Genomic DNA, 22,766 nt, shown 5'->3' with positions numbered 1-22,766 from the left:
GCGCTGCGCCGCCGTCCGGGACACGAGATCAATCCAGCCCCGCCCGCTTCGCCGGCTTTGCCGTCTTCGGCACCGTCACATCGGGCAGCGTTCCGCGCACGATCTCTGAAGCAGGCGCATCTGCCGACACCGTCTCTGCCCGCACCGGGGCCACCTTCATCTCGCCGAGGCGGGCGCGGACCTGCGCGGTGAGGCCGGGATAGGAGGCAACCGGGGTGAAGTCCGCAGCCTGGTCGTTGCCGACGCGGATGCCGGTATAGGCGACGAGGCCGTCAGTGGTGGCGATCACGTCGCCGGCTTTCAGCGAGGAGTCCAGCGCGAGATCGACCGGGGCAAGGCCGACCGGCTCGCGGCCGTTGCAGGTGCAGTCGGCGCGCAGCGCCTTGCGATAGGCGAACGCGTTCTCGCTGTCGGCGTAGCGCTCGCCGGTCTGCGACGCCGCACCGTCGATCGAGGAGCCGAAATAGACCTTGGTCGCGCTGGCAGGACAGAACGCCTGACACATCTGGGCCGGCGAGGTGAGGCCGCGCATCAGCGGAAAATATTTGCCGTCGCAGCTGCGCACGCAGAAGGCCGGGCCGGAGCCGCCGGCTGCCGCCGAGCGGGTCGGCGGCACATATTGTGGGGTTGCGACATTTTGCTGCCCGCTGAAGGGATCGGCGTAGGAACTCGACTGTTGCGGCACCTCGCGCTGCGGCCGCTGCTGCTGCATGCCGCCGAAGAAGAAGTCGAACAGGCCCTCGGCCGAAACCGGAGCCGGAGCCGCAAGTGCTCCAAGGGTGGCGGCCACAAGCATCGCGCGACGCCGCCGGCGCGCATGGGACAGGACTGTACGCAACGCTCACTCCACCCGACGCTACTGAACCGGCCGGGACCCCAAGGGGTCTCAGCACATGATTCACCATAAGGCGCGATGGTAAATGAGCAGTTGAGCGGAGGCGGTTTCAAGACGAGGCGGTGGCCTCTTTAGGGCCGGGCGCAGCTTTGGACGGATGGTTGCTTCCGGGGCACACTGAGGCATGACGGCGAGGGATGTTTCGCCGCGTCAGGCCTTCAAGAATTCCGAGGCCTTGTACAGCGAGCGGAATGGCAGGCCGGCCGCACCGAACGTGTCGGTGGCGCCTTCCTCGCGGTCGACCATGGTCAGCACCAGCACCACCTCGGCGCCGGTCTCGCGCACCGATTCCACCGCCTTCATCGCCGAGCCGCCTGTCGTGGTGACGTCCTCGACGATCACGACGCGCTTGCCCTCGAGCGTCTCGCCTCTTGGCAGGCCTTCGATCGCGAGCTTGGCGCCGTGCTCCTTCGGCTTCTTGCGCACGAAGAACGCCGCGATCGGATGGCCCTTGATCCAGGAGATCTGCGCCAGCGCACCGGCGAGCGGCACCGCGCCCATCTCGAGGCCGCCGATGAAATCGAGATTGTCGTCCTTCAGCGCCTCATAGGTCAGCTCGGCGAGCAGGGTCGCCCCCTCTGGGTCGAGCATGGTCGGCTTGAGGTTGAAGTAGAAATCGCTCTTGCGGCCCGACGCGAGCGTCACCTCGCCGCGGCCGAATGAGCGCCGGCGGATGATTTCGAACAGGCGGGCGCGGGAGGCTGATTTCGACACGGCGGTCCCTCGGGAGCGTTTTTAGAGGAGGCGGAATTTATCCGCGACAGCCGCGACATTCCAGAGGGGGCGTCCCTCGTCAACAGGGATCGGCCATCCCCGGCCGCCGGTTGTGGGGGCGCGACGTTCTGGAGTAGGTGGGATGCCAAACCTGTTGGGGAAGGAAGCAAGGAATGACCATCGAGCTGCACACCTGGAACACGCCGAACGGCCGCAAGATCTCGGTCGCGCTGGAGGAAATGGGGCTGCCCTACAAGGTGATCCCGGTGAACATCACCAAGGGCGAGCAGATGGCACCGGGGTTCCTCAAGCTCTCCCCGAACAACAAGATTCCCGCGATCGTCGACCCCGAGGGCCCGGACGGCGAGCCCGTCAGCATCTTCGAATCAGGCGCGATCCTGCTCTATCTCGGTGAAAAGACCGGCAAATTCCTGCCAAAATCGCTGGGTGCTCGGATCCCGGTCTATGAATGGCTGATGTGGCAGATGGGCGGCTTCGGCCCGATGCCGGGCCAGGTGCACCATTTCATCGCGCTCGAGATAGAGCAGGATCGCGCCTACGGCCTGAAGCGCTTTATGGCCGAGACCCGCCGGCTCTACGGCGTGCTAGACCATCGCCTGGACGGCCGCGACTTCGTCGCCGGCGACCTCTCGATTGCCGATTTTGCCATCCTGGGCTGGGCCTGGCGTCACCCTCGCCACAAGGTTGAGCTGACCGACTTCCCCAACGTCAAGCGCTGGTACGAAGCCTTGATGGCGCGCCCGGCGGTGAAGCGGGGCATGGAGGCGAAGCTGGATTGATGGGGTCTTGCCCTCTCCCCCTGTGGGAGAGGGTGGATCGACGCGAAGCGGCGAGACGGGTGAGGGGTCTCCATCCTCACGAACAGTCTTGCGAGCGGAGAGAACCCCTCATCCGGCGCTTCGCGCCACCTTCTCCCACAAGGGGAGAAGGAAGAAAGTGCCTCACACCTTCTTCGCTTCGACCGCCATCCGCACCGCGAGCCCGGCCAGCACCGTGCCCATCAGCCAGCGCTGGACCAGCATCCAGCTCGGCCGGTTCGCAAGGAATTGCGCGATCGATCCCGCCGCGAGCGCGATCATCGCGTTGACGCTGACGCTGATCGCGATCTGGATTGCGCCGAGCACCACCGACTGCGTCAGCACGCTGCCGGCGGTGGGATCGATGAACTGCGGCAGCAGCGCAAGATACAGCATCGCGATCTTCGGGTTGAGCAGGTTGGTGACAAAACCCATCGCGAACAATTTGCGCGGGCTGTCGACCGCGAGCTGCTTCACCTGGAATGGCGAACGTCCGCCCGGCTTCACCGCCTGCCAGGCGAGCCAGAGCAGATAGCCCGCGCCGGCAAAGCGCAGCGCGTCATAGGCGAAGGGAATGGCGAGCAGCAGCGCCGTGATGCCGAACGCCGCGCACAGCATGTAGAACACGAAGCCGAGCGCGACGCCGCCGAGCGAGACGATGCCCGCCGCCGGCCCCTGCGTGATCGAGCGCGAGATCAGATAGATCATGTTCGGTCCCGGCGTGAGCACGAGGCCAAGGCAGACGAGGGCGAAGCCGAGCAGGGCGGAGGTGTGGGGCATGGGTGAACCGGTGCGGGAGATGGCACGGTTCTAATATGCGAGGCGAGGTGGGGCCATCGCGCAATTGCTCGGAGGACAATTCAGGTTCTCGCATGTCACTCCAACGTCGTCCCCGCGAACGCGGGGCCCATACCCCCAGGGAGAAGTTTGACGCGCGATAGTCATGGGCAATCTTCGCCAAACCCGATCCAGTGGCTATGGGTCCCCGCTTTCGCGGGGACGACACCGACCGTGTGGCGTCAGCGAGTGCAAGCGGGAGAGGTAAAGAGCCGCCTCAATGCGCCTCGTCCCAGTTGGTCGCCGCGCGCGCATCGACGTGCAGCGGCACCGACAGCAGCACGGCCGGGAACGGTGCGTCCTGCATCACGTGCTGCACGACGGGGAGCGTCGCCTCGACCTCGGCGTCGGGCACCTCGAAGATCAATTCGTCGTGCACCTGCAGCAGCATTTGCGCCGACAGCTTCTTCTCGGCGAGGGCATCCTCCACCCGCGTCATGGCGCGGCGGATGATGTCGGCCGCGGTGCCCTGGAGCCGCGCGTTGATCGCGGCGCGCTCGTTGAAGGCACGCACCGAGGCGTTGGAGGCCTTGATGTCGGGGTAGTGGCATTTGCGGCCGAACAGCGTGGTGACATAGCCATTCTGCCGGCAGAAATCGCGCGTCTCGTCCATGTAGGCGCGGATGCCGGGGAAGCGCTCGAAATATTTCTTGATGTAGGCCGAGGCCTCCTCGCGGGCGATGCCGAGCTGGTTGGCGAGGCCGAACGCGGAGATGCCGTAGATGATGCCGAAATTGATCGCCTTGGCGCGGCGGCGGATTTCGCTCGGCATGCCCTTGATCGGCACGCCGAACATTTCCGACGCCGTCATGGCGTGAATGTCGAGACCGTCGCGGAACGCCTGCTTCAGCACGGGAATGTCGGCGATCTCCGCCAGCAGCCTGAGCTCGATCTGCGAATAGTCCGCGGAGACGAGCTTGTGTCCGGGTGTTGCGATGAAGGCGCGGCGGATTTTTCTGCCGTCCTCGGTGCGCACCGGGATGTTCTGCAAATTCGGCTCGTTCGACGACAACCGGCCCGTCGTGGTCGCGGCCAGCGCGTAGGTCGTGTGCACGCGATGGGTCTGCGGATTGACGTAGGTCGGCAGAGCGTCGGTGTAGGTCGATTTCAGCTTCGAGACCTGGCGCCACTCCAGGATCTTCTTCGGGAAGTCATGGCCCTGCTCGGCGAGCTCGTCGAGCACCTGCGCGGTGGTCGACCAGGCGCCGGTCTTGGTCTTGGTGCCGCCCGACAGTCCCATCTTGCCGAACAGGATGTCGCCGATCTGCTTGGGGCTGCCGACATTGACCGGCTCGCCCGCGATCTCCTGGATCTCGGCCTCGACGCGGGCCGCGGTCTGGGCGAAGTCGCCGGACAGGCGCGACAGCACCTGGCGGTCGATCGAGATGCCGCGCCGCTCCATGCGCGCAAGCACCGCAACCAGCGGCCGCTCCAGCGTCTCGTAGACCGCGGTCATATGCTCGGCGACCAGGCGCGGCTTCAGCACGCGCCAGGCGCGCAAGGCGACGTCGGCGCCTTCCGCCGACAGTGCCGCGGCCTTGTCGATCGGCACCTGGTCGAAGGTGATCTTGCCCTTGCCGCTGCCGAGCAGCTCGTTCTCCTTCAGCATGGCGTGTCCGAACCAGCGCTCGGACAGCGATTCGATCGCGTGCGACCCGCGGCCGGCATCGAGCACGTAGGAGATCAACTGCGCATCGTCGGTGTTGCGCAAGGTGATGCCGTGCTGCGCCAGCATGACGGCGGTGAATTTGAGATCGAAGCCGATCTTGAGAATGCCCGCCGATTCCAGCACCGGCCGCAGGGCCTCGATCGCATCGGCATGCTTGACCTGATCAGGTGCAAGGCCGGCGTCGAACAGGCCGGCCCCGCCGCCAGCTTGCTTGTGCGCCAGCGGCACATAGCAGGCCTCGTTCGGCGCCAGCGCCAGCGCGATGCCGCAGAAATCGGCCTGCATCGGGTCGATCGAGTTTCCGCGGATCTCGACCGCGACATGACCGGTATCGTGGATGCGGGCGATGAAGGCGTTGAGCTCCTCGAGCGACTTGATCGTTTGATATTTGGCGCGATCGACTGGAAGCTTGCGCAGCGCCTCTTCGCGCGCGGCGGCCAGCGAGATCGGCGCGCCCTTCGGGCTCGCAGCCTTGTCCTCCTTGCCCGCTGACTTGTTGGGCTCTTTCGCCCGGGCTTGCGCCGACGTATCGCCGCCCGGCGCAGGCACGACATCGGAGGGCGGCAGCGTCGTGAACACGCTGGCGCCGCTGGCATAGCCAGGGTCGGCATCGACATTGGCGGGATCGATTTGCGAATATTCGGCGACGCGTCGCGTCAGCGTCGTGAATTCCATGGCTTTCAGGAAGGCGATCAGCTTGCGTGCGTCGGGCTCGTGGACCGCGAGGTCGTCCAGCGGCACATCGAGGTCGACCTTGTCGTCGAGTAGCACGAGCTGCCGCGAGATCCGCGCTTTCTCGGCATTCTCGAGCAGCGCCTCGCGCCGCTTGGGCTGCTTGATCTCGCCGGCGCGGAACAACAGTTGATCGAGGTCGCCATATTCGGTGATCAGCTGCGCCGCGGTCTTGATGCCGATGCCGGGCACGCCGGGCACGTTGTCGGTGGAATCGCCGGCCAGAGCCTGTACCTCGACGACCTTGTTCGGCGGCACGCCGAATTTCTCGATCACCTCTGGGATGCCGATGCGGCGATCCTTCATGGTGTCGTACATGGTGACGCAATCGGTGACGAGCTGCATCAAATCCTTGTCGGAGGACACGATGGTCGCGCTGGCGCCGCGCTCGCAGGCCTGCCGCACATAGGTTGCGATCAGGTCGTCGGCCTCGAAGCCCACCTGTTCCAGGCAGGGCAGGTCGAAGGCGCGGACCGCCTCGCGGATCAGCGCAAATTGCGGGATGAGATCGTCAGGCGCCGGCGCCCGGTGGGCCTTGTACTCCGGGTAGATCTTGTTGCGGAACGTGACCTCCGACTTGTCGAAGATGATCGCGAGGTGCGTCGGCCGGTTGTCTTCCGGCATGTCGCGGAGCAGCTTCCACAGCATGTTGCAGAAACCGAGCACGGCGTTGACCTGCAGGCCGTCGGACTTGCGGTTCAGCGGCGGCAGCGCGTGGTAGGCGCGGAAGATGTAGCCGGAACCGTCGACCAGGAAGATGTGGTCGCCCTTGCCGGCCGCCCTTGCTGCAACCGGTTTGGCAGCAGCTGTCGCGGCAGTGGGGGGATCGGCTTTGGCGGAGGTCTTCGGGGAGGTCTTTGGCATGGCCGCAATGTATGAATTTTTGCGGGCTTTGACAGCCTTGGGAAGGGGATTTTTGCCCTCAGCCCACACTCAATTGTCGTCCCGGACAAGCGCAGCTCTTGGCAACGCGTAGCGTTGCCGGGAGCGGAGCGTCGATCCGGGACCCATAGCCACAGGGAGGAGTTTGGCGAAGGCTGGTGGTGACGAGGCCCTGGTACGGAAGCCACGATCCATCGATAGATCACGCGGTATGGGTCCCTGCTTTCGCAGGGACGACAGATTGCTACTCCGCCGCCTGCAACACCGGCCCAGCCTTCTTCGGCGCAATCCAGAACGCCTCCGGCCGCTCGAACAGGAAGTGCGCATTGAGCCGTAACGCGCCCCGCCAGATCGCGAGTGCGCCGAGCACGCCGGCGACGGTGACGATCAGCGATACCGTGCCGATATCGGGAATGATGCCGGTGCGCAGCAGCAGCGTTCGCGTCGCCGCCATCGGCAGGAAGAAGGCGAGATAGATCACGATCGAATGCTCGCCGCAGTAGCGGAAGAAGTTCAGCCATTGCGCGCGCGCGAGCAGCGTGCCCATGGTGATGATGGCGCAGGCACCGGCAAAGCCGAGCACGAGCGAGACGACCTTCCCTTCGCTGGCGCCCGACGCGACGAGGCCGGCATTGACCAGTGCCCAGGTCGCGAGCGCTGCGAGCGCAAGGACGGGATGCTTCCGCGCGCGATCCGACAGCGCGAACACGTAGGGCGCGAACAGATAGCCCGAATAGAAATAGACGAAGCGTGAGCAGAACTCGTCGATCGCGGTCCAGCCGGTCGAGATCCGGGCTGTCTCCAGGGCGGCGGCGACCAGCCAGATCGCGAGCGGCGGGAATTTGCGTGTCAGTTTTGTGACGACGAAGAAGACCGGCAGCAGATAGATAAACCACAGCGTGCCGAACGGCTCGATGAAGGATTCGAGATACAGGAGACCAACGTGATGCCAGCTCGTCTCCGCCGCGAAAGCGGGCGCCTTGAAGCCGAATTGGATTGTCACCCAGACGACATAGAAATAAGCGAAATGCACCACCTTGCGGTCGAGATAGGTTCGCCAGTCCCGATCGATCACCAGTGGCAGGAACAGGCCCGAGATCAGGAAGAAATCCGGCATCCGGAACGGCTTTGCGAAGGCCACGGCGACATGCATGAAACCGGTCTCGCCGGCGGCGAGCTCGACCCCCAGCACCGAATGCATCATCACGACCATGATGATGCAAATGCCCTTGGCGTAGTCGATCCAGTCGACACGCGCGGCAGAAGGGGATTGGCTGCCTCCGCTCCCTGCAATTGTGCCAGATGGTGCCATGGTGTCTCTTTTCGAGGCGCGTTCCGCCCTGTCCTGTTCGGGTGCGAGGCAGTGTGGGGCCTGCACGGTTTCCGACTTCTTTACCGGTTCAATTCCCATGCCGCTTTTTTGCCTGCGGACTGTTCCCTCCCCTCGGGAAAATGCTAAACCGCCCCGTGTCGGGGTTTCGTTAACCAATCTAAAACAGGGATTTTCATGCGCATCGCGATGATCGGCACGGGTTACGTGGGACTGGTGTCCGGAGCCTGCTTTGCTGATTTCGGTCACGACGTCACCTGCGTCGACAAGGACGAGAAGAAGATCGCGGCGCTCCATCGCGGCGAGATTCCGATCTACGAGCCCGGCCTCGACGAGTTGGTCGCGACCAACGTCAAGGCCAAGCGGCTCGACTTCACCACCGATTTGTCCAAGCCGGTCGCCGATGCCGATGCCGTGTTCATCGCGGTCGGCACGCCGTCGCGGCGCGGCGACGGCCACGCCGACCTCTCCTATGTCTACGCCGCAGCGAAAGAGATCGCGCGGTCGCTCACCGGTTTCACCGTCGTGGTGACGAAGTCGACCGTGCCGGTGGGCACCGGCGACGAGGTCGAGCGCATCATCCGCGAGACCAATCCCAAAGCCGACGTCGTGGTCGCGTCCAATCCAGAATTTCTGCGCGAGGGCGCGGCGATCCGTGACTTCAAATTTCCCGATCGGGTCGTGGTCGGCACCTCCGACGAGCGCGGCCGCAAGGTGATGGGCGACATCTACCGTCCGCTGTCGCTGAACCAGGCGCCGCTGATGTTCACGGAGCGTCGCACCGCCGAGATGATCAAATACGCCGCGAACGCGTTTCTCGCGACCAAGATCACCTTCATCAACGAGATCGCCGATCTCTCGGAAAAGGCCGGCGCCAACGTCCAGGAGGTCGCGCGCGGCATTGGCCTGGACAACCGCATCGGCACCAAATTCCTGCATGCCGGTCCCGGGTTCGGCGGCTCGTGCTTCCCGAAGGACACCAAGGCGCTGATCAAGATCGCGCAGGATTACGACGTCTCCTTGCGCATCGTCGAATCCGTGCTGGCCGTGAACGAAAATCGCAAGCGCGCGATGGCGCGCAAGGTCAGCCAGGCGCTCGGCGGCTCGCTGCGCGGCAAGACCATTGCGGTGCTCGGCCTCACCTTCAAGCCCGACACCGACGACATGCGCGATGCGCCGTCGATCCCGCTGGTGACAGGCCTGATCGACATGGGCGCGACGGTCAAGGCGTTCGATCCCGTCGGCATGGAGCAGGCCAAGGGCGAGCTGCCCGATATCACCTATTGCGAGGACGCCTATTCCTGTGCGCAAGGTGCCGACGCGCTCGTCATCGTCACCGAATGGGTGCAGTTCCGTGCGCTCGATCTCGACCGGCTGAAGAGCGTCATGGCGCAGCCCGTGGTCGTCGACCTGCGCAACATCTACCGCCCCGAAGACATGGAAGCCGCCGGCTTCACCTATGACAGCATCGGCCGCCCGCCTGTGCAGGGCTGATCGCCACACACGATTGTCATACCCCGCGAAGGCGGGGTATCCAGTAATCCCGATCTTCGTGATGATCGGGATCTGAGTTGACTGGATCACCCGCCCGGCGCGCAAGGCGGGTGATGACGGATGCGAGATCTTGCCCCGCAGTTTCGACACACCCCTCCCGATCGATGCCGTGCTCGACGACTTGTCGCGCGCGCTGGAGGCCAGCAATGCCGCCGTGCTGGTGGCGCCGCCCGGGGCCGGCAAGACCACGCGCGTGCCGCTGGCCTTGCTCGATGCGCCCTGGGCGAAGGGCAAGAAGATCATCGTGCTGGAGCCGCGGCGTATCGCGGCGCGCGCCAGCGCCGACCGCATGGCCAAATCGCTGGGCGAGCGCGCCGGCGAGACCGTCGGCTATCGCGTCCGGTTCGGCTCGAAGATCTCGCGCACCACGCGCATCGAGGTGGTGACAGAAGGCATCTTCACCCGCCAGATCCTCGACGATCCCGAGCTGTCAGGCGTTGCCGCCATCCTGTTCGACGAATTCCACGAGCGCTCGCTCGATGCCGATATGGGCCTCGCGCTGGCGCGCGATGCGCAGACCGGTCTGCGCGAAGACCTGCGCATCCTCGTGATGTCGGCGACGCTCGATGGCGCGCGCGTCGCAAGGCTGCTTGGGGAAGCGCCCGTCGTCGAGAGCGAGGGGCGGGCCTTCCCCGTCGAGACGCGCTATCTCGGCCGCAAGGCGGATGCGCCCATCGAGCGGCAGATGGCGGATGCGATTGCTTCGGCGCTGCGTGCCGACAGCGGCTCGGTGCTGGCGTTCCTGCCGGGCGCCGCCGAAATCCGCCGCACCCAGAATTTCCTCAGCGAGCGCGTGCAGGACGCCTCGATCGAGATCGTGCCGCTGTTCGGCGCGCTCGATGCCGCTGTGCAGGATCGCGCCATTTCGCCTGCACCCAAAGGCATGCGCAAGGTGGTGCTGGCGACGTCGATCGCGGAGACCTCGCTGACGATCGAAGGCGTACGCATCGTGGTCGATTCCGGTCTTGCCCGCGTGCCGCGCTACGAGCCCGACATCGGGCTGACGCGGCTCGAGACCGTGCGCGCCGCGCGTGCGGCAGTGGATCAGCGCCGCGGTCGCGCCGGCCGCACCGAGCCGGGTGTCTGCTACCGGCTCTGGGACGAGCCGCAGACGGCTTCGCTCGCGCCCTACACCCAGCCGGAAATTTTGAGCGCCGACCTGTCTTCGCTGGTGCTCGATCTCGCGCAATGGGGCGTGAGCGATCCCGCCGCGCTGTCGTTCCTCGATCCGCCGCCGGCGCCCGCGTGGAAAGAGGCAAAAAGCCTCCTCTCCGAGCTCAACGCACTCGATGGCGATGGCCGCATCACCGCAGAGGGAAAAAGCCTGCGTGCACTGGCGCTGCCGCCGCGGCTGGCGCGCATGATCGTGGATTCGCATCGCGCAGGCGAGGGCGAAGCCGCCGCCGAGATCGCGGCCATCATCACCGAGCGCGGGCTTGGCGGCGACAGCGTCGATCTCGAGCATCGGCGCGACCAGTTCCGCCGCGACCGTTCGCCGCGCGCCGCCAGCGCGCGCGATCTGGCGCGGCGCTGGGCCTCGCAAGTGGCGGCGTCGGAGAGGGCCGGGCCGCAGGATGATCTCTCGACCGGCTTGATGCTCGCCTATGCCTTCCCCGATCGCGTCGCACGCAATCGCGGCAATGGCAGTTTCGTGCTGGCCAACGGCCGCGGCGCCGCCGTCGAGCAGACCTCCTCGCTCGCCCGCGCGCCCTACATCGCGATCGGCGAGATGACCGGGACGGCGGCGAGCGGGCGTATCCTGCTCGCCGCGCAGATCACTGAGAGCGAGATCGAGCGGCATTTCGCCGAGCATATCGAGAGCGCCGACGAGATTTCGTTCGACCGCGGCGCGATGGCGCTGCGCGCGCGGCGCAAGCGCGTGCTGCATGCGATCACACTGTCCGAAGCGACACTTGCCGTCTCGCCCTCCGAGGATACCGCGCGTATCTTCGCGGATGGATTGATCGCCGCCGGCCTCGATCGGCTGCCCTGGTCGAAGGCTGCAAAGCAATGGCGCGACCGGGTGATGTTCCTGCGCAAGGCCGAGGGCGACAGCTGGCCCGACCTGTCCGACGAGGGATTGATCGCGCGCCGCGACGACTGGCTGGTGCCGGCGCTCTATGACAAGATCGCGCTCAAGGACATTTCGCCCGGCGATCTCTCCGACGCGCTGATGGCGCTGCTGCCGTGGGAGATGCGCGCGCGGCTCGAGCGCGAGGCGCCGACGCATTTCGAGGCGCCGACCGGAAGCATGCTCGCGATCGACTACGAGGCCGAGCAGGGGCCGACCATCGCGGTGCGGCTGCAGGAATTGTTCGGCCTCAACGCCCATCCCTCGATCGCCGCCGGCAAGGTGCCGCTGGTGCTGGAATTGCTGTCGCCGGCGCAGCGCCCGGTGCAGGTGACGCGCGACCTTCCCGGTTTCTGGCGCGGCAGCTACGCCGCGGTCCGTTCCGACCTGCGCGGCCGCTATCCCCGTCATCCCTGGCCGGACGATCCGGCCAGCGCCGTGCCGACCCGGCGGGCCAAGCCGCGCGGGACGTGAGGGCGCATTAACCGTCCGCTCATCCTTTTCGTCAAAATAGCATCGCTCTGGCCGCAGCAATGCTCGCGGCTTGGTGTGCCGCGTGTTGAAATCGAGCTTTCCGGCTCGGAAGTGGTGTGATGCGTAACATTATGATCATCGCAGCCGTCATGATCGGCCTCGGCACCTTCATGGCGCAGATGGCGGACAGGATGAGCTCCGCCTCCGCAAGCTCGGCGCCGCGCACCACTGTCGCCGTCGCGGCCACTGCGCCCGCCGGGGGCCGCAGCCTCGCCGTTTCCCGCGATGGCCGGGGTCATTTCCAGACCGAAGGCCGGATCGAGGGTCAGCGCATCGGCTTCATGCTCGACACCGGCGCCTCCGTGGTTGCGCTGAATGAGACCTCGGCGGCCCGCTTTGGCCTGCGTCCTTCGCGCAGCGATTACAACGCCACCGTCTCCACCGCCAACGGCACCATCAAGGCCGCGCGCACCCGCATCGCGATGCTCGAGGTTGGCGGTCTGGTCGTGCGCGACGTCGACGCCATGGTGCTGCCCGACGAGGCGCTGTCGGAGAACCTGCTCGGCCTGTCTTTCCTGTCCCGCCTGAAGCGTTTCGAATATTCCAACGGCCAGATGGTGCTGGAGCAGTAGGCCCGCCCGGAGGGGCATTGGCGGGGGCTCCCGCCGGGCCGAACAGGGTGCTATATTCTGTCCATGAATGGACCCGATGCAATGGCGATCCTGCGAAAGTCCGAACGCGCCCTTCGCGAGCGGGGCGTTTTGCATGCCGCGTTGTTCGGCTCGATGGCGCGGGGTGAAAATCACTCCGGCAGCGATGTCGATATCATGGTCGAGATTGATCCAGATGCGCGGATCACTGTGTTCGACTACGTCGAACTCAAGGAATACATTTCCAATCTGTTTGACGGCCCGGTCGACGTCGTCAATCGCGATGGTCTGAAATCATACGTCGCTCCTGCCGCGACGGCCGATGCCGTCTATGCCTTCTGATCGCATCGACGGGACCCTGCGGGACATCCTGCATCACATCGACTTGGCGACCGAGTTCGTCGGAAGTCTCGATCGCGAGGCGTTCGCGGCGGACCTCCGGGCGGTCTATGCCGTTACGCGATGTCTGGAGATCATTTCAGAAGCGTCTCGCCGCCCCCAGAGGATCTGAAGACCAGGCACCCGGCCATTGCATGGAGACAGATGGCGGCGGCGGGCAATGTCTATCGCCACAACTATGAAGATGTTGCTGCACATCTTGTGTGGGAAACTGTTCAGCAGGCTCTGCCGGCTCTCAAGGCAGTCGTCGAAGAGGAGATTGCACGACTGCAGAGTTAGCTCATTCCGGTCATACATTTGGTACTGCCCTCGCGGTAACGTTTCTTCGTTACCAAACTGCCGCAATTATCGGCCATAAGCCTTCATTCCCGCCTTCCGCTGCGGCCCTGCATTCGCTAAGGCTGCCTCAATTCCTGCCCTTCACGAGACCATCTCAATGTTCCCGAAGCCGAAATCCGTCCTTTTGCCCAACACCTACGCCTTCGAATCCGAGCCGATGGTGAAGCCCACGGGCTTTCGCGAATACGACGCGCGCTGGTTGTTCCAGAAGGAAATCAACCTGATGGGGGTGCAGGCGCTCGGCATGGGGCTGGGCGCGCTGATCGCCGAGCTCGGCGTCAAGCAGGAGATCGTCACCGGGCATGATTTCCGTGGCTATTCGGCCTCGATCAAATACGCGCTGATCTCCGGCCTGCTGGCTGCGGGTTGCAAGGTGCATGACATCGGTCTTGCGGTGACGCCGATGGCGTATTTCGCGCAGTTCGATCTCGACGTGCCCGCTGTTGCGATGGTGACCGCCTCGCACAACGACAATGGCTGGACCGGCGTGAAGATGGGCGCCAACCGTCCGCTGACTTTCGGCCCCGACGAGATGACGCGGCTGAAGGAGATCGTCCTGAACGCGGAGTTCAAGAACAAGGCCGGCGGCTCCTACCAGTTCCACGAGAACTACCCGGCGCGCTACATTGCCGATCTCACCAATCGTCCGAAACTCAAGCGCAAGCTCAAGGTCGTCGCGGCCTGCGGCAACGGTACCGCCGGCGCTTTCGCGCCGCAGGTGCTGGAGGCGATCGGCTGCGAAGTGATCCCGCTCGACACCGAGCTCGACCACACCTTCCCGAAATACAATCCGAACCCCGAGGACATGGAGATGCTGCACGCGATCCGCGATGCGGTGCTGCATCACAAGGCCGATGTCGGCCTCGGCTTCGACGGCGACGGCGACCGCTGCGGCGTCGTCGACAATACCGGCGAGGAGATCTTTGCCGACAAGGTCGGCGTGATGCTGGCGCGCGACATGTCGGCGATCCACAAGGACGCGCAGTTCATCGTCGACGTGAAGTCGACCGGCCTGTTCGTCACCGATCCGGTGCTGCAGAAGCAGGGCGCGAAGGTCGCCTATTGGAAGACCGGCCATTCCTACATGAAGCGCCGCACCAACGAGACCGGCGCGCTGGCGGGCTTCGAGAAGTCCGGCCATTTCTTCTTCAACAAGCCGTATGGACGCGGCTATGACGACGGCCTGGTGTCGGCGATCGCGATCTGCGACATGCTCGACCGCGCGCCGGGCAAGTCGATGGCGGACCTGAAGAACGCGCTGCCGAAGACATGGTCGTCGCCGACCATGTCGCCGCATTGCGCCGACGAGACCAAGTACGGCGTCATCGACCAGGTGGTGAAGCATTTCGAGGGCTTGCAGGCCAAGGGCGCCAGGATCGGGGGACAGGCGATCCGCGACCTCGTCACCGTCAACGGCGTGCGCGTCACGGTCGAGGACGGCAGCTGGGGCCTGGTGCGCGCCTCCTCGAACAAGCCCGAGCTCGTCGTCGTGGTCGAGAGTCCGGTCTCGGAGCAGCGCATGCACGACATGTTCGAGATGGTGAACAGCGTGCTGCGTACGCATCCCGAGGTCGGTGAGTACAATCAGACGATTTGAGCAGTTTCAGAGATACTGGACGCCGCTATCTCCGCCGTCATGCCCGGGCTTGTCCCGGGCATCCACGCCTCTCCTCTTGCGCGAATGCAAGGACGTGGATGGCCAGGACAAGCCCGGCCATGACGATTGCCGAAGGCCCGTCGTCCTCCGTCGAGCAGCTAAGCCGCCACCACCGCCGGAATCGGCAGCGCCGTCACCGACTTGATCTTCTCCATCGCGAAGCGCGAGGTGACGTTCTTCAGCGGCACGGCGCTGATCAGCTTCTTGTAGAACACGTCATAGGCCTGCATGTCCGCGACCACGACGCGCAGCATGTAGTCGACGTCGCCGGCCATGCGATAGAACTCCATCACCTCGGGCATCGCGCTGACGGCTTCGGCGAATTTCTTCAGCCAGGCGTCGGAATGGTCGGAGCTCTCCACCGAGACGAACACGGAGATGCCGAGCCCGATCTTGTTCTGGTCGACCAGGGCCACCCGCTTCAGGATCACGCCGTCAGCCTCCAGGCGCTGGATGCGCTTCCAGCAGGGGGTCGAGGACAGGCCGACGCGGTCGCCGATCTCGGCGACGGACAGGGAGGCATCCTCCTGCAGCACCATCAGGATCTTGCGGTCGATGGCATCGAGGCGGCGGCTGGTCTCGGGGATCTGGACGGCGAGGTCGGTCATTTGAAGAACTTTGTTCCATTTCAGGGGCTGATTTCCCTGATATAGAGAAAATCTTTCCCCAGCAAGCCCATAATCTCGGCTCATCGATGGAATTGCTCTAGGGCCTCCCTCGCAAAAATCCTTCAACTTCAATACGTTGGGGTGCAGCCATGCCGCCGCCATGGCGGGTGCATTTCAGTGCTGCAGCGGCCGCGGCGAATCGCAGCGCCTCCGGCACCCCCTTACCCTCGGCGAGGCCAAGCGCGAAGGCGCCATGAAAGACGTCGCCGGCGCCGAGCGTATCGACCGCCTGGACCGGGAAGGCCGCCGTCTCTTCCGGCTCGCCTGCCTCGTTCAGCCAGATCGTACCGAGCGGACCGCGGGTCGCGGCAAGGAAGGCCGGCGTCAGCCTGGCCAGGCGTTGCAACGCCTTGGCGTCGTCGGCGATGCCGGCGGTCTCCTGCACCTGCTCGCTGGCGAACAGCAGATGCGAGGCGGCGGTCAGCAGGCCGTCCTGCAACGACATCGCGCGATCGACGCCGACGATGACGGGAATGCCGCGTCGCCGGGCCTCGGCGCAGAGATCAACGCAGAATGAGGCACAGCGGCTTTCGACGAGGACCGCACGGCAATCGGCCAGCAATTCGTCGGCATTGGGCAGCTTCACGCGCCACAGGCCGGGATCGCGATAGATCGTGAGCGTCCGCTCGCCCGAGGGATCGATCATGATCGCCGAGACCGGCGTGGTCATATCAGGCATGCGCACGATATGCGTGGTGTCGATGCCCTCCTGCGCCATTTGGTCGAGGATGAAGCCGCTCGATGTCTCCCGCGCATCGCCCATGGGGCCAGCGAAGAAGACGTGACCACCAAGCCGCGCAATCGCGATCGAGGCATTGAGCGCGTTGCCGCCGCAGATCTCGGCGAGGTGGCTGGCGTTGGCCTTGCTGCCGCGCGCCGGCACGGACTCGACCCGAAAGGTGAGGTCGCGCACCGGAATGCCGATGCAGAGGATTCGCGGCGCGATCCCGGGTGCGGCCATCGGCGGTCAGCTCTTGTCGTGCACCCAGCGGCCGAGCAAATGATGGGCGATGGCGAAGGGATGCGGGCCGGCGAGCCCGTCCGGATGCGTCCGCGTCAGCATCAGAGCTGCCTCCTCGCGCGTGAACCAGCGCGCATCCTCAAGCTCCGAGTGATCGACGATGATGTCCTCGCTCACAGCTCGCGCGCTGCAGCCGATCATCAGCGACGACGGATAGGGCCAGGGCTGCGTCATGTAATATTGCACGTCGGTGCAGCGGATCCCGGATTCTTCCAGGATCTCGCGGCGCACCGCGTCCTCGATGGTCTCGGCGGCCTCGACGAAGCCGGCGAGGCAGGAATACATCCCTGCCGGAAACTGCTTCTGGCGGCCAAGCAGGCACTTGTCGCCGGAGGCGACGTGCATGATCACGACAGGGTCGGTCCGGGGAAAATGCTCGGCCTTGCAAGCCGGGCACTCGCGCTTCCAGCCGCCTTCCTTCATCGCGCTGCGCGAGCCGCAATTGGCGCAATAGCCGTGGCGCTGGTGCCAGCCGACCATCGACTTCGCCATCGCGATCGCCGACAGCTGGTCGGGAGGAATCGCGCCCTGCATCGCCATGCCGCGCAGCTCGGTCACGGTGTAGTCCTCGCGTCCCACCAGCTTCTCGGCGGCGGCCTGCGACAGGCCCATGCCGAACATCGCGGCGCCATCCCGCAGCCCCAGGAAGATCGTGCCGGGATTGGCGCCGCACTTCAGCGCCTCGTCGATCGAGAGCAGCGCGCGAATCTTGTCGCCCTCGCGCTTGACCAGGAGCGAGTCGCGATAAACGACATAGGCGCGCGAGGTCGGCTTCTGCTCCATCGCGAACAGCTTCTGGTCGTCGCGGCGCAGATGCGCGGCGCGATCGAGGATGTTGGTGACGAAGGCCGGCTGTCCTAGCGGAAATGCGTTGAATGCTGACATTATCGTTCTTTCAACCCAACCAGATCTTGCGGCGAAGCGCGCTGATGAAATTCTGAACCTCTGCGGCGTCATGCGCCAATGGCGGCATCACGCCCCAGACCGGCCGCGGCCAGGCCGCGTCACTGGTGCGGCGCGCGATGATGTGAACGTGAAGCTGCGGCACGAGGTTGCCGAGCGCCGCGACATTGAGCTTGTCGCATCTGGTGATCTCCTTCAGCGCGCGCGAGACGCGGGAGATCTCCGTCATCAGCTGCGCCTGCTGCACCTCGTCGAGATCGATGATTTCGACCGCGTCAGCGCGCCGTGGCACCAGCAGCAGCCAGGGATAATGCGCGTCCTTGATGACCAGCACCTTCGACAGCGGCAGATCGCCGATGTCGATGGTGTCCTCTTTCAGGCGGGAGTGCAGCGACCAGGCGGGTTCGGGCATATGCGTTTCCGGATGGCCCGGTGGGTTCGGGCGTGTTGGGCACGACCATACGATAGGGATTCCCTGAGGGGAAGGATGGCGCCCCGCTGTCACCGCATACGCGGTCGTCGTCCCGGACAAGCGAAGCGCAGATCCGGGACCCATAACCACAGGCAGTCGTGTGGCGAAGACTCGTGGTTGCCGGCTCGCGCACCAACCTCGCCCTGTGGTTATGGATTCCGGGCTCGCGCTGCGCGCGCTCCGGAATGACGGAAACTACGCCTCCGCCAGGACCCGCGCATTGGCGCGGACCGAGGTTTCGCTGACGCGAATGCCAAGGCCGGGCCCGTCGGGCACCACGACATGGCCCGCGCGGTTGGCGACGCGCTCTTCCAGCACGTCCTCGGTCAGCACGTGGTGCGGCATGTAGAATTCGCAGCCGAGCGAGATGCCCGGCGTCGCCGCGATCAGCTGCGTGCCGGCGGCTAGCCCAATGCCGCCTTCCCACAGCGTGCCGCCATAGCCGGGCAGCCCGGCGATGTCGGCGATCGCCATGATCGCCTGCGCCTCGAACAGGCCGCCGGCCTTCATCAGCTTGATCGAAACGGCATCGGCGGCTTCGCGGCGCACCACTTCCATCATGTCGCGGCGGTCGAAGCAGCTTTCGTCGGCGAGCACGGGCGTTTCCAGCGCGGCGGTGAGCTGCGCCATCACGTCGAGGTATTTGCGCGGCACCGGCTGCTCGATGAAGGTTGGCGCAAACTCTTCGACATCGCGCAAGATCTTGATGGCGCCGAATGGCGCGAGTGCCTGGTTGTAGTCGACGCGCAGATCAACCTTGTCGCCGAATTCTTTCCGGATCGCCTCGAGATGATCGAGATCCTCGCGGTGCGGTTTCACGCCGGTCTTGACCTTGTAGATGACATTGCCGTCCGGAACCATCTTTCGCATGCGCTCGAGGTCGGCGGCGAAATCCGGATCGGCGATGGAGAAGGAGAGGGGAATCGTGTCGCGCACGCGGCCACCGAGCAGGTCGGCAACCGACAGCCCCGACGATTTGCCGACGATGTCGAGCAGCGCCATCTCGATGGCAACTTTGGCCTCGGCATGTCCGACCAGCGCGCGGTCGAGCTCTGTCATCAGCGCGCGGATCCGGCGCACCGGCTTGCCGAGCACGATGGGACGCAGATAGATGTCGAGCGCGGCGAACGCGGCTTCCGGCGTTCCCGTGAACACCTCCCATGGCGCGGCTTCACCCCAGCCGATCACGCCATCGCTCGCGGTGAGCTCGATCAGCACGCGCTTCACCGTGCCCTTGACGTTGCCGACGCCCTGCAGGCGCGCCATCTTGATCGGGCTTTCGATCAGGAACAGCCTGAGACGTTCGACGGTCGCTTCGCTCATGTCAGGCCTCCATTGACGTGCCAGACCTGGCCGGTGACGTAGGATGCTTTGGGGGATGCCAGGAAGGCGATGATCTCGGCGACCTCTTCCGGTCGCCCGCGGCGGCGCATCGGGATCAGCGCTTCGGTCGCCGCGATCTGCTCGGGCGACAGCCGGCTCTCGCCCGGCTTGTCCTTGATGATGAGGCCCGGCGACACCGCGTTGACGGTGATGCCGTCGCTGGCGAGCTCGATCGCGGTCAGCCTCACCAAGGCTTCCAGCGCGGAACGGCTCGCGGCCGTTGCCGCGAACGGTGCGAATTCGGGCCGGATCGCATGTGCGACGAAGGAGGACACGGCGACGATCCGTGCATCATGCCCCGCGCGCAGCAGTGGGAGCGCGGCATCAACAAGACGCGTGAAGGCCAGCGCCGACTCGTCCATCGCCTGCCGGAACTGATCGGCCGGCGTGCCGATCGCGCTGCCGCGGCGGGCATGGCCGCCGACCAGGATCAATCCGTCGAGCCGGCCGAAGGCGGCTTTCGCGGCGGCGATGGCGACGGTGGCCGCGCTCTCCTCGGCGAGGTCGCCGAGGCATTTTGCGGCCACGGCGCCCTTCGCTTCAATGTCCACTGCGGTGGCTTGAAGACCTTCCGCGTTCGATCGCGTGTGCAGCAGAAGTGCGGTGCCGGGCGCCGCGAGCAGCTTTGCGGTGGCACGGCCGATGCCGCTGGCGGCACCGGTGACGAGATAGACGCGGTTGATATCGGACATCACGATGCCGTTGTGGCCGGCGGCAGCGCGCCGGTGCGGTGGAAATGGCTGAGGAAGGCACGCGTGGCGGCTTCCCTGGGATTGTCGATCACCTGCCGCGCCGGGCCTTCCTCGACCACGACACCGTCGCGCATGAAGATGAGGCGGTCGGCGACCTCACGGGCAAAGGCGATCTCGTGGGTCACGATCACCATGGTCATGCCTTCGGAGGCCAGTTGCTGGATCACGCTCAGCACCTCGCCGACCAATTCAGGATCGAGCGCAGAGGTGGCCTCGTCGAACAGCATCACATCGGGCTCCATCGCCAGCGCGCGGGCGATGGCGACGCGTTGCTTCTGTCCGCCGGACAGCGTCGCCGGATATTGGTCGGCCTTCTCGGCAAGGCCGACCTTGGCGAGTTGGGCACGCGCGAGCGTCTCCGCGTCCGCCTTGGCCATGCGCCGCACCGTAACCGGTCCCTCCATCACGTTCTCAAGCGTCGTCATGTGCGGGAACAGGTTGAAATGCTGGAACACCATGCCGGTGGTAGCGCGGAATTTTGCCAGCGTCTTCACATCAGGCAGTTTTGCACCTTCACCAAATGCAAAGCGCGTGTCGCCGACGCGGACGCTGCCGCCGTCGGGCACGACCAGCAGATTGATGCAGCGGAGCAGAGTCGACTTGCCGGAGCCCGACGGGCCGATCAACGCCACGACGCCGCCCTTGGCGACGTCGAGATTGATGTTCTTCAAAACCTCGTTGCTGCCAAAGCTCTTGCGAAGGCTGCGGATCTCGATCTTTTGCGTCTCGCTCATTCGCTGACCGCCAGTCGCTTCTCGCCGCGGCGGACGAGGATGGTGAGCGGGATCAGGATCGCCGCATAGGCGACCGCGACCGCGGTGTAGGTCTCCAGCGGCCGGTAGCTGTCATGGGCGGCGACCTGGCTCTGATAGACGAGGTCGGGCACCGCCAGCACCGAGACCAGCGAGGTGTTCTTGAACTGGATGATCGACTGGTTCATCAGCGCCGGGATCATGCGCTTGATCGCCTGCGGCAGCACGATGCGCCGCATGGTCTGGATCGGCGTCATGCCCAGCGCGGCGCCGGCTTCGGACTGGCCGCGGTCGATCGAGATGATGCCGCCGCGGATGATCTCCGAATAGAACGAGCCGCCATAGAGCGAGAGCGCCAGCGCCGAGGCCGTGATCGGCGTCATCTCGACGCCGGCGAGGATCGGCAGCGCGTAATAGAACCAGATCAGCTGCACGAGGATCGGCGTGCAGCGGAACGCCTCGATGAAGGTGAGCGCGAGAAGACGCAGCGCCTTGAACCGCGACAGGGTCCCGAACGCTCCGAACAGGCCGAACAGCAGCCCGCACACGACGATGACGACGGTGAAGCCGACGGTGACGCCGAGTCCGTTGAGAAACAGCCAGCGATAGCTCCAGAGGATGCCGAAGTCCCACTGATACATGCGTATGTTACTCGTCGTACGCCTTGGCCGCTGGCGTTGTCGTTCCGGGGCGATGCGAAGCATCGAACCCGGATCCTCGAGATTCCGGGTTCTCGCTTCGCGAGCCCCGGAATGACGAAAGTGGAAACTTACAACGAAACGCCCGGCGGAATGTCCGCTTCGGTCACGCCCACCAGCTCCATGTTGGTGATGATCGCGTTGCGGATGAAGCCGAGGCCCTTGTTGAAGTCGATCCAGGTGTTGACGTAATCGCGCCAGGTCTTGTCGGTCTCGCGGCGGAAGCCGGCATTCGAGGTCGTTGCGAAGATCGGCGTCGGCAGCACGAGCTGGCCGAGCGAGGGGTTCTTCTTCAGCACGGTCAGCGACAGCATGGTGATCAGGCACTGCGCGTCGACGCGGCCGGTCTGCAGCGCCGCGGTGGCGTCGTCCGCGGTCTTCAGCCGCGTGATCTGCGCCTTCGGCGTCAGGCGGCTGACGACCTGATCGTGCGAGGAGCCCTGGTCGACGGCGATCTTGATGTCGGGCGAGTTCAGCTCGGCCCAGCTCTTCGGCTTGAAGTCCTTCTTGCAGAGGATGGCGAAGGCGTTGTTGAAGACCGGCACCGAGAAGTCGACCACCAGCGCGCGCTTCGGGGTCGGGTTGAGGCCGAAGAAGATGTCGATCTTGTTGGCCTGCAGGTCGAGCACCGAATTGCCCCAGGTCGTCTCGGTGATCTCGAGCTCGGCCTCCATGTCGTCGGCGAGCCCCTTGGCGATGTCGATGTAGAAGCCCTTCCACTGGCCGCTGGAGAGATCCTTCATGTAATAGGGCGCGCCGCCGCCGACCGCGCCGATTCGCATCTTCTTGGTGCGGCGGATGCGGGCGAAGGTCGATTCGTTCGGATCGGCGGTCTGGGCCACGGCCGGCGAAGCCAGCGCGGCCGCGGTCATCGCGCCAAGTCCGACAATCGATGCAACATCACGACGTGTAACCATTGGGATCAATCGCTTTTCTGGTTGGGACAGGTTCCGTCAGGTTCATACCAAGGTCGCACTTTCAGTGAAAGCACAGCCTATCGGCTGGGCAGATCGGGAATTGCCCGGATGCTGGGCAGGCGCCGTCGATCAGGGGCGATAGCCGCTTGCTTTCCGCCCCTTTTGGCCCCAAATAGGGA

Annotated in this window: 22 protein-coding genes; 8 read left to right on the top strand and 14 right to left on the bottom strand. The window is 65.1% G+C overall.

Annotated elements, in window-relative coordinates:
- Positions 1-28 precede the first annotated feature (28 nt).
- Together XH81_RS17555 and pyrE are read right to left on the bottom strand one after the other, a co-directional pair.
- Positions 29-796: a DUF2865 domain-containing protein gene (locus XH81_RS17555; RefSeq protein WP_049824113.1), complete on the bottom strand. Its 768-nt coding sequence runs from the start codon at positions 794-796 to the stop codon at positions 29-31.
- Positions 797-1,045: 249 nt separating this feature from the next.
- Positions 1,046-1,609, bottom strand: coding sequence for an orotate phosphoribosyltransferase (gene pyrE, locus XH81_RS17550; protein ID WP_008136514.1), 564 nt, complete (start codon positions 1,607-1,609; stop codon positions 1,046-1,048).
- Positions 1,610-1,782: 173 nt separating this feature from the next.
- Between pyrE and XH81_RS17545 the strand changes: the two genes are divergently transcribed.
- The gene (locus XH81_RS17545; RefSeq protein ID WP_271596311.1) at positions 1,783-2,409 is read left to right on the top strand and encodes a glutathione S-transferase family protein; all 627 of its coding nucleotides are present in this window, start codon (positions 1,783-1,785) and stop codon (positions 2,407-2,409) included.
- Positions 2,410-2,571: 162 nt separating this feature from the next.
- Here the strand turns inward: XH81_RS17545 and XH81_RS17540 are convergent, their stop codons facing one another.
- The 3 genes from XH81_RS17540 to XH81_RS17530 form a co-directional block, all read right to left on the bottom strand.
- On the bottom strand, positions 2,572-3,207 hold the full coding sequence (locus tag XH81_RS17540) for a LysE family translocator (RefSeq protein WP_028140860.1): 636 nt from the start codon (positions 3,205-3,207) through the stop codon (positions 2,572-2,574).
- Between the two features lie 274 nt (positions 3,208-3,481).
- The gene (polA, locus tag XH81_RS17535; protein WP_028140859.1) at positions 3,482-6,529 is read right to left on the bottom strand and encodes a DNA polymerase I; all 3,048 of its coding nucleotides are present in this window, start codon (positions 6,527-6,529) and stop codon (positions 3,482-3,484) included.
- Positions 6,530-6,791: 262 nt separating this feature from the next.
- Complete coding sequence (locus XH81_RS17530) at positions 6,792-7,859, bottom strand: acyltransferase family protein (RefSeq protein WP_028140858.1); 1,068 nt, start codon at positions 7,857-7,859, stop codon at positions 6,792-6,794.
- A 195-nt stretch (positions 7,860-8,054) separates the two neighbouring features.
- On the opposite strand from XH81_RS17530, the gene XH81_RS17525 reads away from it, so the two are divergent.
- The 7 genes from XH81_RS17525 (at position 8,055) to XH81_RS17500 (ending at position 14,961) form a co-directional block, all read left to right on the top strand.
- Positions 8,055-9,371, top strand: coding sequence for a UDP-glucose dehydrogenase family protein (locus XH81_RS17525; protein WP_028140857.1), 1,317 nt, complete (start codon positions 8,055-8,057; stop codon positions 9,369-9,371).
- A 130-nt stretch (positions 9,372-9,501) separates the two neighbouring features.
- Positions 9,502-11,976: an ATP-dependent helicase HrpB gene (gene hrpB, locus XH81_RS17520; protein WP_028140856.1), complete on the top strand. Its 2,475-nt coding sequence runs from the start codon at positions 9,502-9,504 to the stop codon at positions 11,974-11,976.
- A 119-nt stretch (positions 11,977-12,095) separates the two neighbouring features.
- The gene (locus tag XH81_RS17515; RefSeq protein WP_028140855.1) at positions 12,096-12,608 is read left to right on the top strand and encodes a TIGR02281 family clan AA aspartic protease; all 513 of its coding nucleotides are present in this window, start codon (positions 12,096-12,098) and stop codon (positions 12,606-12,608) included.
- 81 nt (positions 12,609-12,689) lie between these two features.
- Positions 12,690-12,968, top strand: coding sequence for a nucleotidyltransferase family protein (locus tag XH81_RS17510; protein WP_312015374.1), 279 nt, complete (start codon positions 12,690-12,692; stop codon positions 12,966-12,968).
- The gene (locus XH81_RS38585; protein ID WP_333909149.1) at positions 12,949-13,137 is read left to right on the top strand and encodes a HepT-like ribonuclease domain-containing protein; all 189 of its coding nucleotides are present in this window, start codon (positions 12,949-12,951) and stop codon (positions 13,135-13,137) included. The genes XH81_RS17510 and XH81_RS38585 overlap by 20 nt, the downstream gene beginning before the upstream one ends.
- Positions 13,138-13,169: 32 nt before the next feature.
- A complete protein-coding gene (locus tag XH81_RS38580; RefSeq protein ID WP_259217911.1) occupies positions 13,170-13,304 on the top strand; it encodes a DUF86 domain-containing protein in 135 nt (44 codons plus the stop codon).
- A 157-nt stretch (positions 13,305-13,461) separates the two neighbouring features.
- Positions 13,462-14,961, top strand: coding sequence for a phosphomannomutase/phosphoglucomutase (locus tag XH81_RS17500; protein WP_028140853.1), 1,500 nt, complete (start codon positions 13,462-13,464; stop codon positions 14,959-14,961).
- Between the two features lie 158 nt (positions 14,962-15,119).
- On the opposite strand, the gene XH81_RS17495 is transcribed toward XH81_RS17500, so the two are convergent.
- From XH81_RS17495 to XH81_RS17455, 9 genes are all read right to left on the bottom strand, one after another.
- Positions 15,120-15,629 carry an Lrp/AsnC family transcriptional regulator gene (locus XH81_RS17495; protein WP_011090847.1) on the bottom strand — a complete coding sequence of 170 codons (510 nt, stop codon included), beginning with the start codon at positions 15,627-15,629 and terminating at the stop codon, positions 15,120-15,122.
- A gap of 97 nt (positions 15,630-15,726) precedes the next feature.
- Positions 15,727-16,650, bottom strand: a complete 924-nt coding sequence (locus tag XH81_RS17490; RefSeq protein WP_028140852.1) for a sugar kinase — start codon at positions 16,648-16,650, stop codon at positions 15,727-15,729.
- Between the two features lie 6 nt (positions 16,651-16,656).
- The gene (gene nudC, locus XH81_RS17485; RefSeq protein WP_028140851.1) at positions 16,657-17,595 is read right to left on the bottom strand and encodes an NAD(+) diphosphatase; all 939 of its coding nucleotides are present in this window, start codon (positions 17,593-17,595) and stop codon (positions 16,657-16,659) included.
- Positions 17,596-17,605: 10 nt separating this feature from the next.
- Positions 17,606-18,025: an HIT domain-containing protein gene (locus XH81_RS17480; protein WP_028140850.1), complete on the bottom strand. Its 420-nt coding sequence runs from the start codon at positions 18,023-18,025 to the stop codon at positions 17,606-17,608.
- 255 nt (positions 18,026-18,280) lie between these two features.
- Positions 18,281-19,408: a muconate cycloisomerase family protein gene (locus tag XH81_RS17475; protein WP_095425062.1), complete on the bottom strand. Its 1,128-nt coding sequence runs from the start codon at positions 19,406-19,408 to the stop codon at positions 18,281-18,283.
- Positions 19,405-20,160, bottom strand: a complete 756-nt coding sequence (locus tag XH81_RS17470; RefSeq protein ID WP_038947334.1) for an SDR family NAD(P)-dependent oxidoreductase — start codon at positions 20,158-20,160, stop codon at positions 19,405-19,407. The genes XH81_RS17475 and XH81_RS17470 overlap by 4 nt, the downstream gene beginning before the upstream one ends.
- Positions 20,160-20,954 carry an amino acid ABC transporter ATP-binding protein gene (locus XH81_RS17465; protein WP_038973186.1) on the bottom strand — a complete coding sequence of 265 codons (795 nt, stop codon included), beginning with the start codon at positions 20,952-20,954 and terminating at the stop codon, positions 20,160-20,162. Before XH81_RS17465 ends, XH81_RS17470 begins: the two co-directional genes overlap by 1 nt.
- Positions 20,951-21,613 (bottom strand): amino acid ABC transporter permease, encoded by a 663-nt coding sequence (locus XH81_RS17460; RefSeq protein ID WP_028140846.1) that lies wholly within the window; start codon positions 21,611-21,613, stop codon positions 20,951-20,953. The genes XH81_RS17465 and XH81_RS17460 overlap by 4 nt, the downstream gene beginning before the upstream one ends.
- A 128-nt stretch (positions 21,614-21,741) precedes the next feature.
- Positions 21,742-22,587 (bottom strand): transporter substrate-binding domain-containing protein, encoded by an 846-nt coding sequence (locus tag XH81_RS17455; protein ID WP_028140845.1) that lies wholly within the window; start codon positions 22,585-22,587, stop codon positions 21,742-21,744.
- Between the last annotated feature and the right edge of the window lie 179 nt (positions 22,588-22,766).

Source organism: Bradyrhizobium sp. CCBAU 25360, from assembly GCF_028128695.1.
Lineage (GTDB): Bacteria > Pseudomonadota > Alphaproteobacteria > Rhizobiales > Xanthobacteraceae > Bradyrhizobium > Bradyrhizobium ottawaense.
Note: the sequence above shows the minus strand (reverse complement) of the source record. Positions and strands in the feature narration are given on the sequence as shown.

Bases quoted from the DNA above. Each gene is read 5' to 3' on its own strand.
- XH81_RS17460 (WP_028140846.1), bottom strand. From the start codon at position 21,613: ATGTATCAGTGGGACTTCGGCATCCTCTGGAGCTATCGCTGGCTGTTT.
- XH81_RS17515 (WP_028140855.1), top strand. From the start codon at position 12,096: ATGCGTAACATTATGATCATCGCAGCCGTCATGATCGGCCTCGGCACC.
- XH81_RS17480 (WP_028140850.1), bottom strand. From the start codon at position 18,025: ATGCCCGAACCCGCCTGGTCGCTGCACTCCCGCCTGAAAGAGGACACC.
- XH81_RS17510 (WP_312015374.1), top strand. From the start codon at position 12,690: ATGGCGATCCTGCGAAAGTCCGAACGCGCCCTTCGCGAGCGGGGCGTT.
- XH81_RS17475 (WP_095425062.1), bottom strand. From the start codon at position 19,408: ATGAGCGAAGCGACCGTCGAACGTCTCAGGCTGTTCCTGATCGAAAGC.
- XH81_RS17530 (WP_028140858.1), bottom strand. From the start codon at position 7,859: ATGGCACCATCTGGCACAATTGCAGGGAGCGGAGGCAGCCAATCCCCT.
- XH81_RS17470 (WP_038947334.1), bottom strand. From the start codon at position 20,160: ATGTCCGATATCAACCGCGTCTATCTCGTCACCGGTGCCGCCAGCGGC.
- XH81_RS17540 (WP_028140860.1), bottom strand. From the start codon at position 3,207: ATGCCCCACACCTCCGCCCTGCTCGGCTTCGCCCTCGTCTGCCTTGGC.
- XH81_RS17525 (WP_028140857.1), top strand. From the start codon at position 8,055: ATGCGCATCGCGATGATCGGCACGGGTTACGTGGGACTGGTGTCCGGA.
- XH81_RS17495 (WP_011090847.1), bottom strand. From the start codon at position 15,629: ATGACCGACCTCGCCGTCCAGATCCCCGAGACCAGCCGCCGCCTCGAT.
- XH81_RS17465 (WP_038973186.1), bottom strand. From the start codon at position 20,954: ATGAGCGAGACGCAAAAGATCGAGATCCGCAGCCTTCGCAAGAGCTTT.
- XH81_RS17490 (WP_028140852.1), bottom strand. From the start codon at position 16,650: ATGGCCGCACCCGGGATCGCGCCGCGAATCCTCTGCATCGGCATTCCG.
- XH81_RS17455 (WP_028140845.1), bottom strand. From the start codon at position 22,587: ATGGTTACACGTCGTGATGTTGCATCGATTGTCGGACTTGGCGCGATG.
- nudC (WP_028140851.1), bottom strand. From the start codon at position 17,595: ATGTCAGCATTCAACGCATTTCCGCTAGGACAGCCGGCCTTCGTCACC.
- XH81_RS17500 (WP_028140853.1), top strand. From the start codon at position 13,462: ATGTTCCCGAAGCCGAAATCCGTCCTTTTGCCCAACACCTACGCCTTC.
- XH81_RS17555 (WP_049824113.1), bottom strand. From the start codon at position 796: ATGCTTGTGGCCGCCACCCTTGGAGCACTTGCGGCTCCGGCTCCGGTT.
- XH81_RS38580 (WP_259217911.1), top strand. From the start codon at position 13,170: ATGGCGGCGGCGGGCAATGTCTATCGCCACAACTATGAAGATGTTGCT.
- XH81_RS17545 (WP_271596311.1), top strand. From the start codon at position 1,783: ATGACCATCGAGCTGCACACCTGGAACACGCCGAACGGCCGCAAGATC.
- polA (WP_028140859.1), bottom strand. From the start codon at position 6,529: ATGCCAAAGACCTCCCCGAAGACCTCCGCCAAAGCCGATCCCCCCACT.
- XH81_RS38585 (WP_333909149.1), top strand. From the start codon at position 12,949: ATGCCGTCTATGCCTTCTGATCGCATCGACGGGACCCTGCGGGACATC.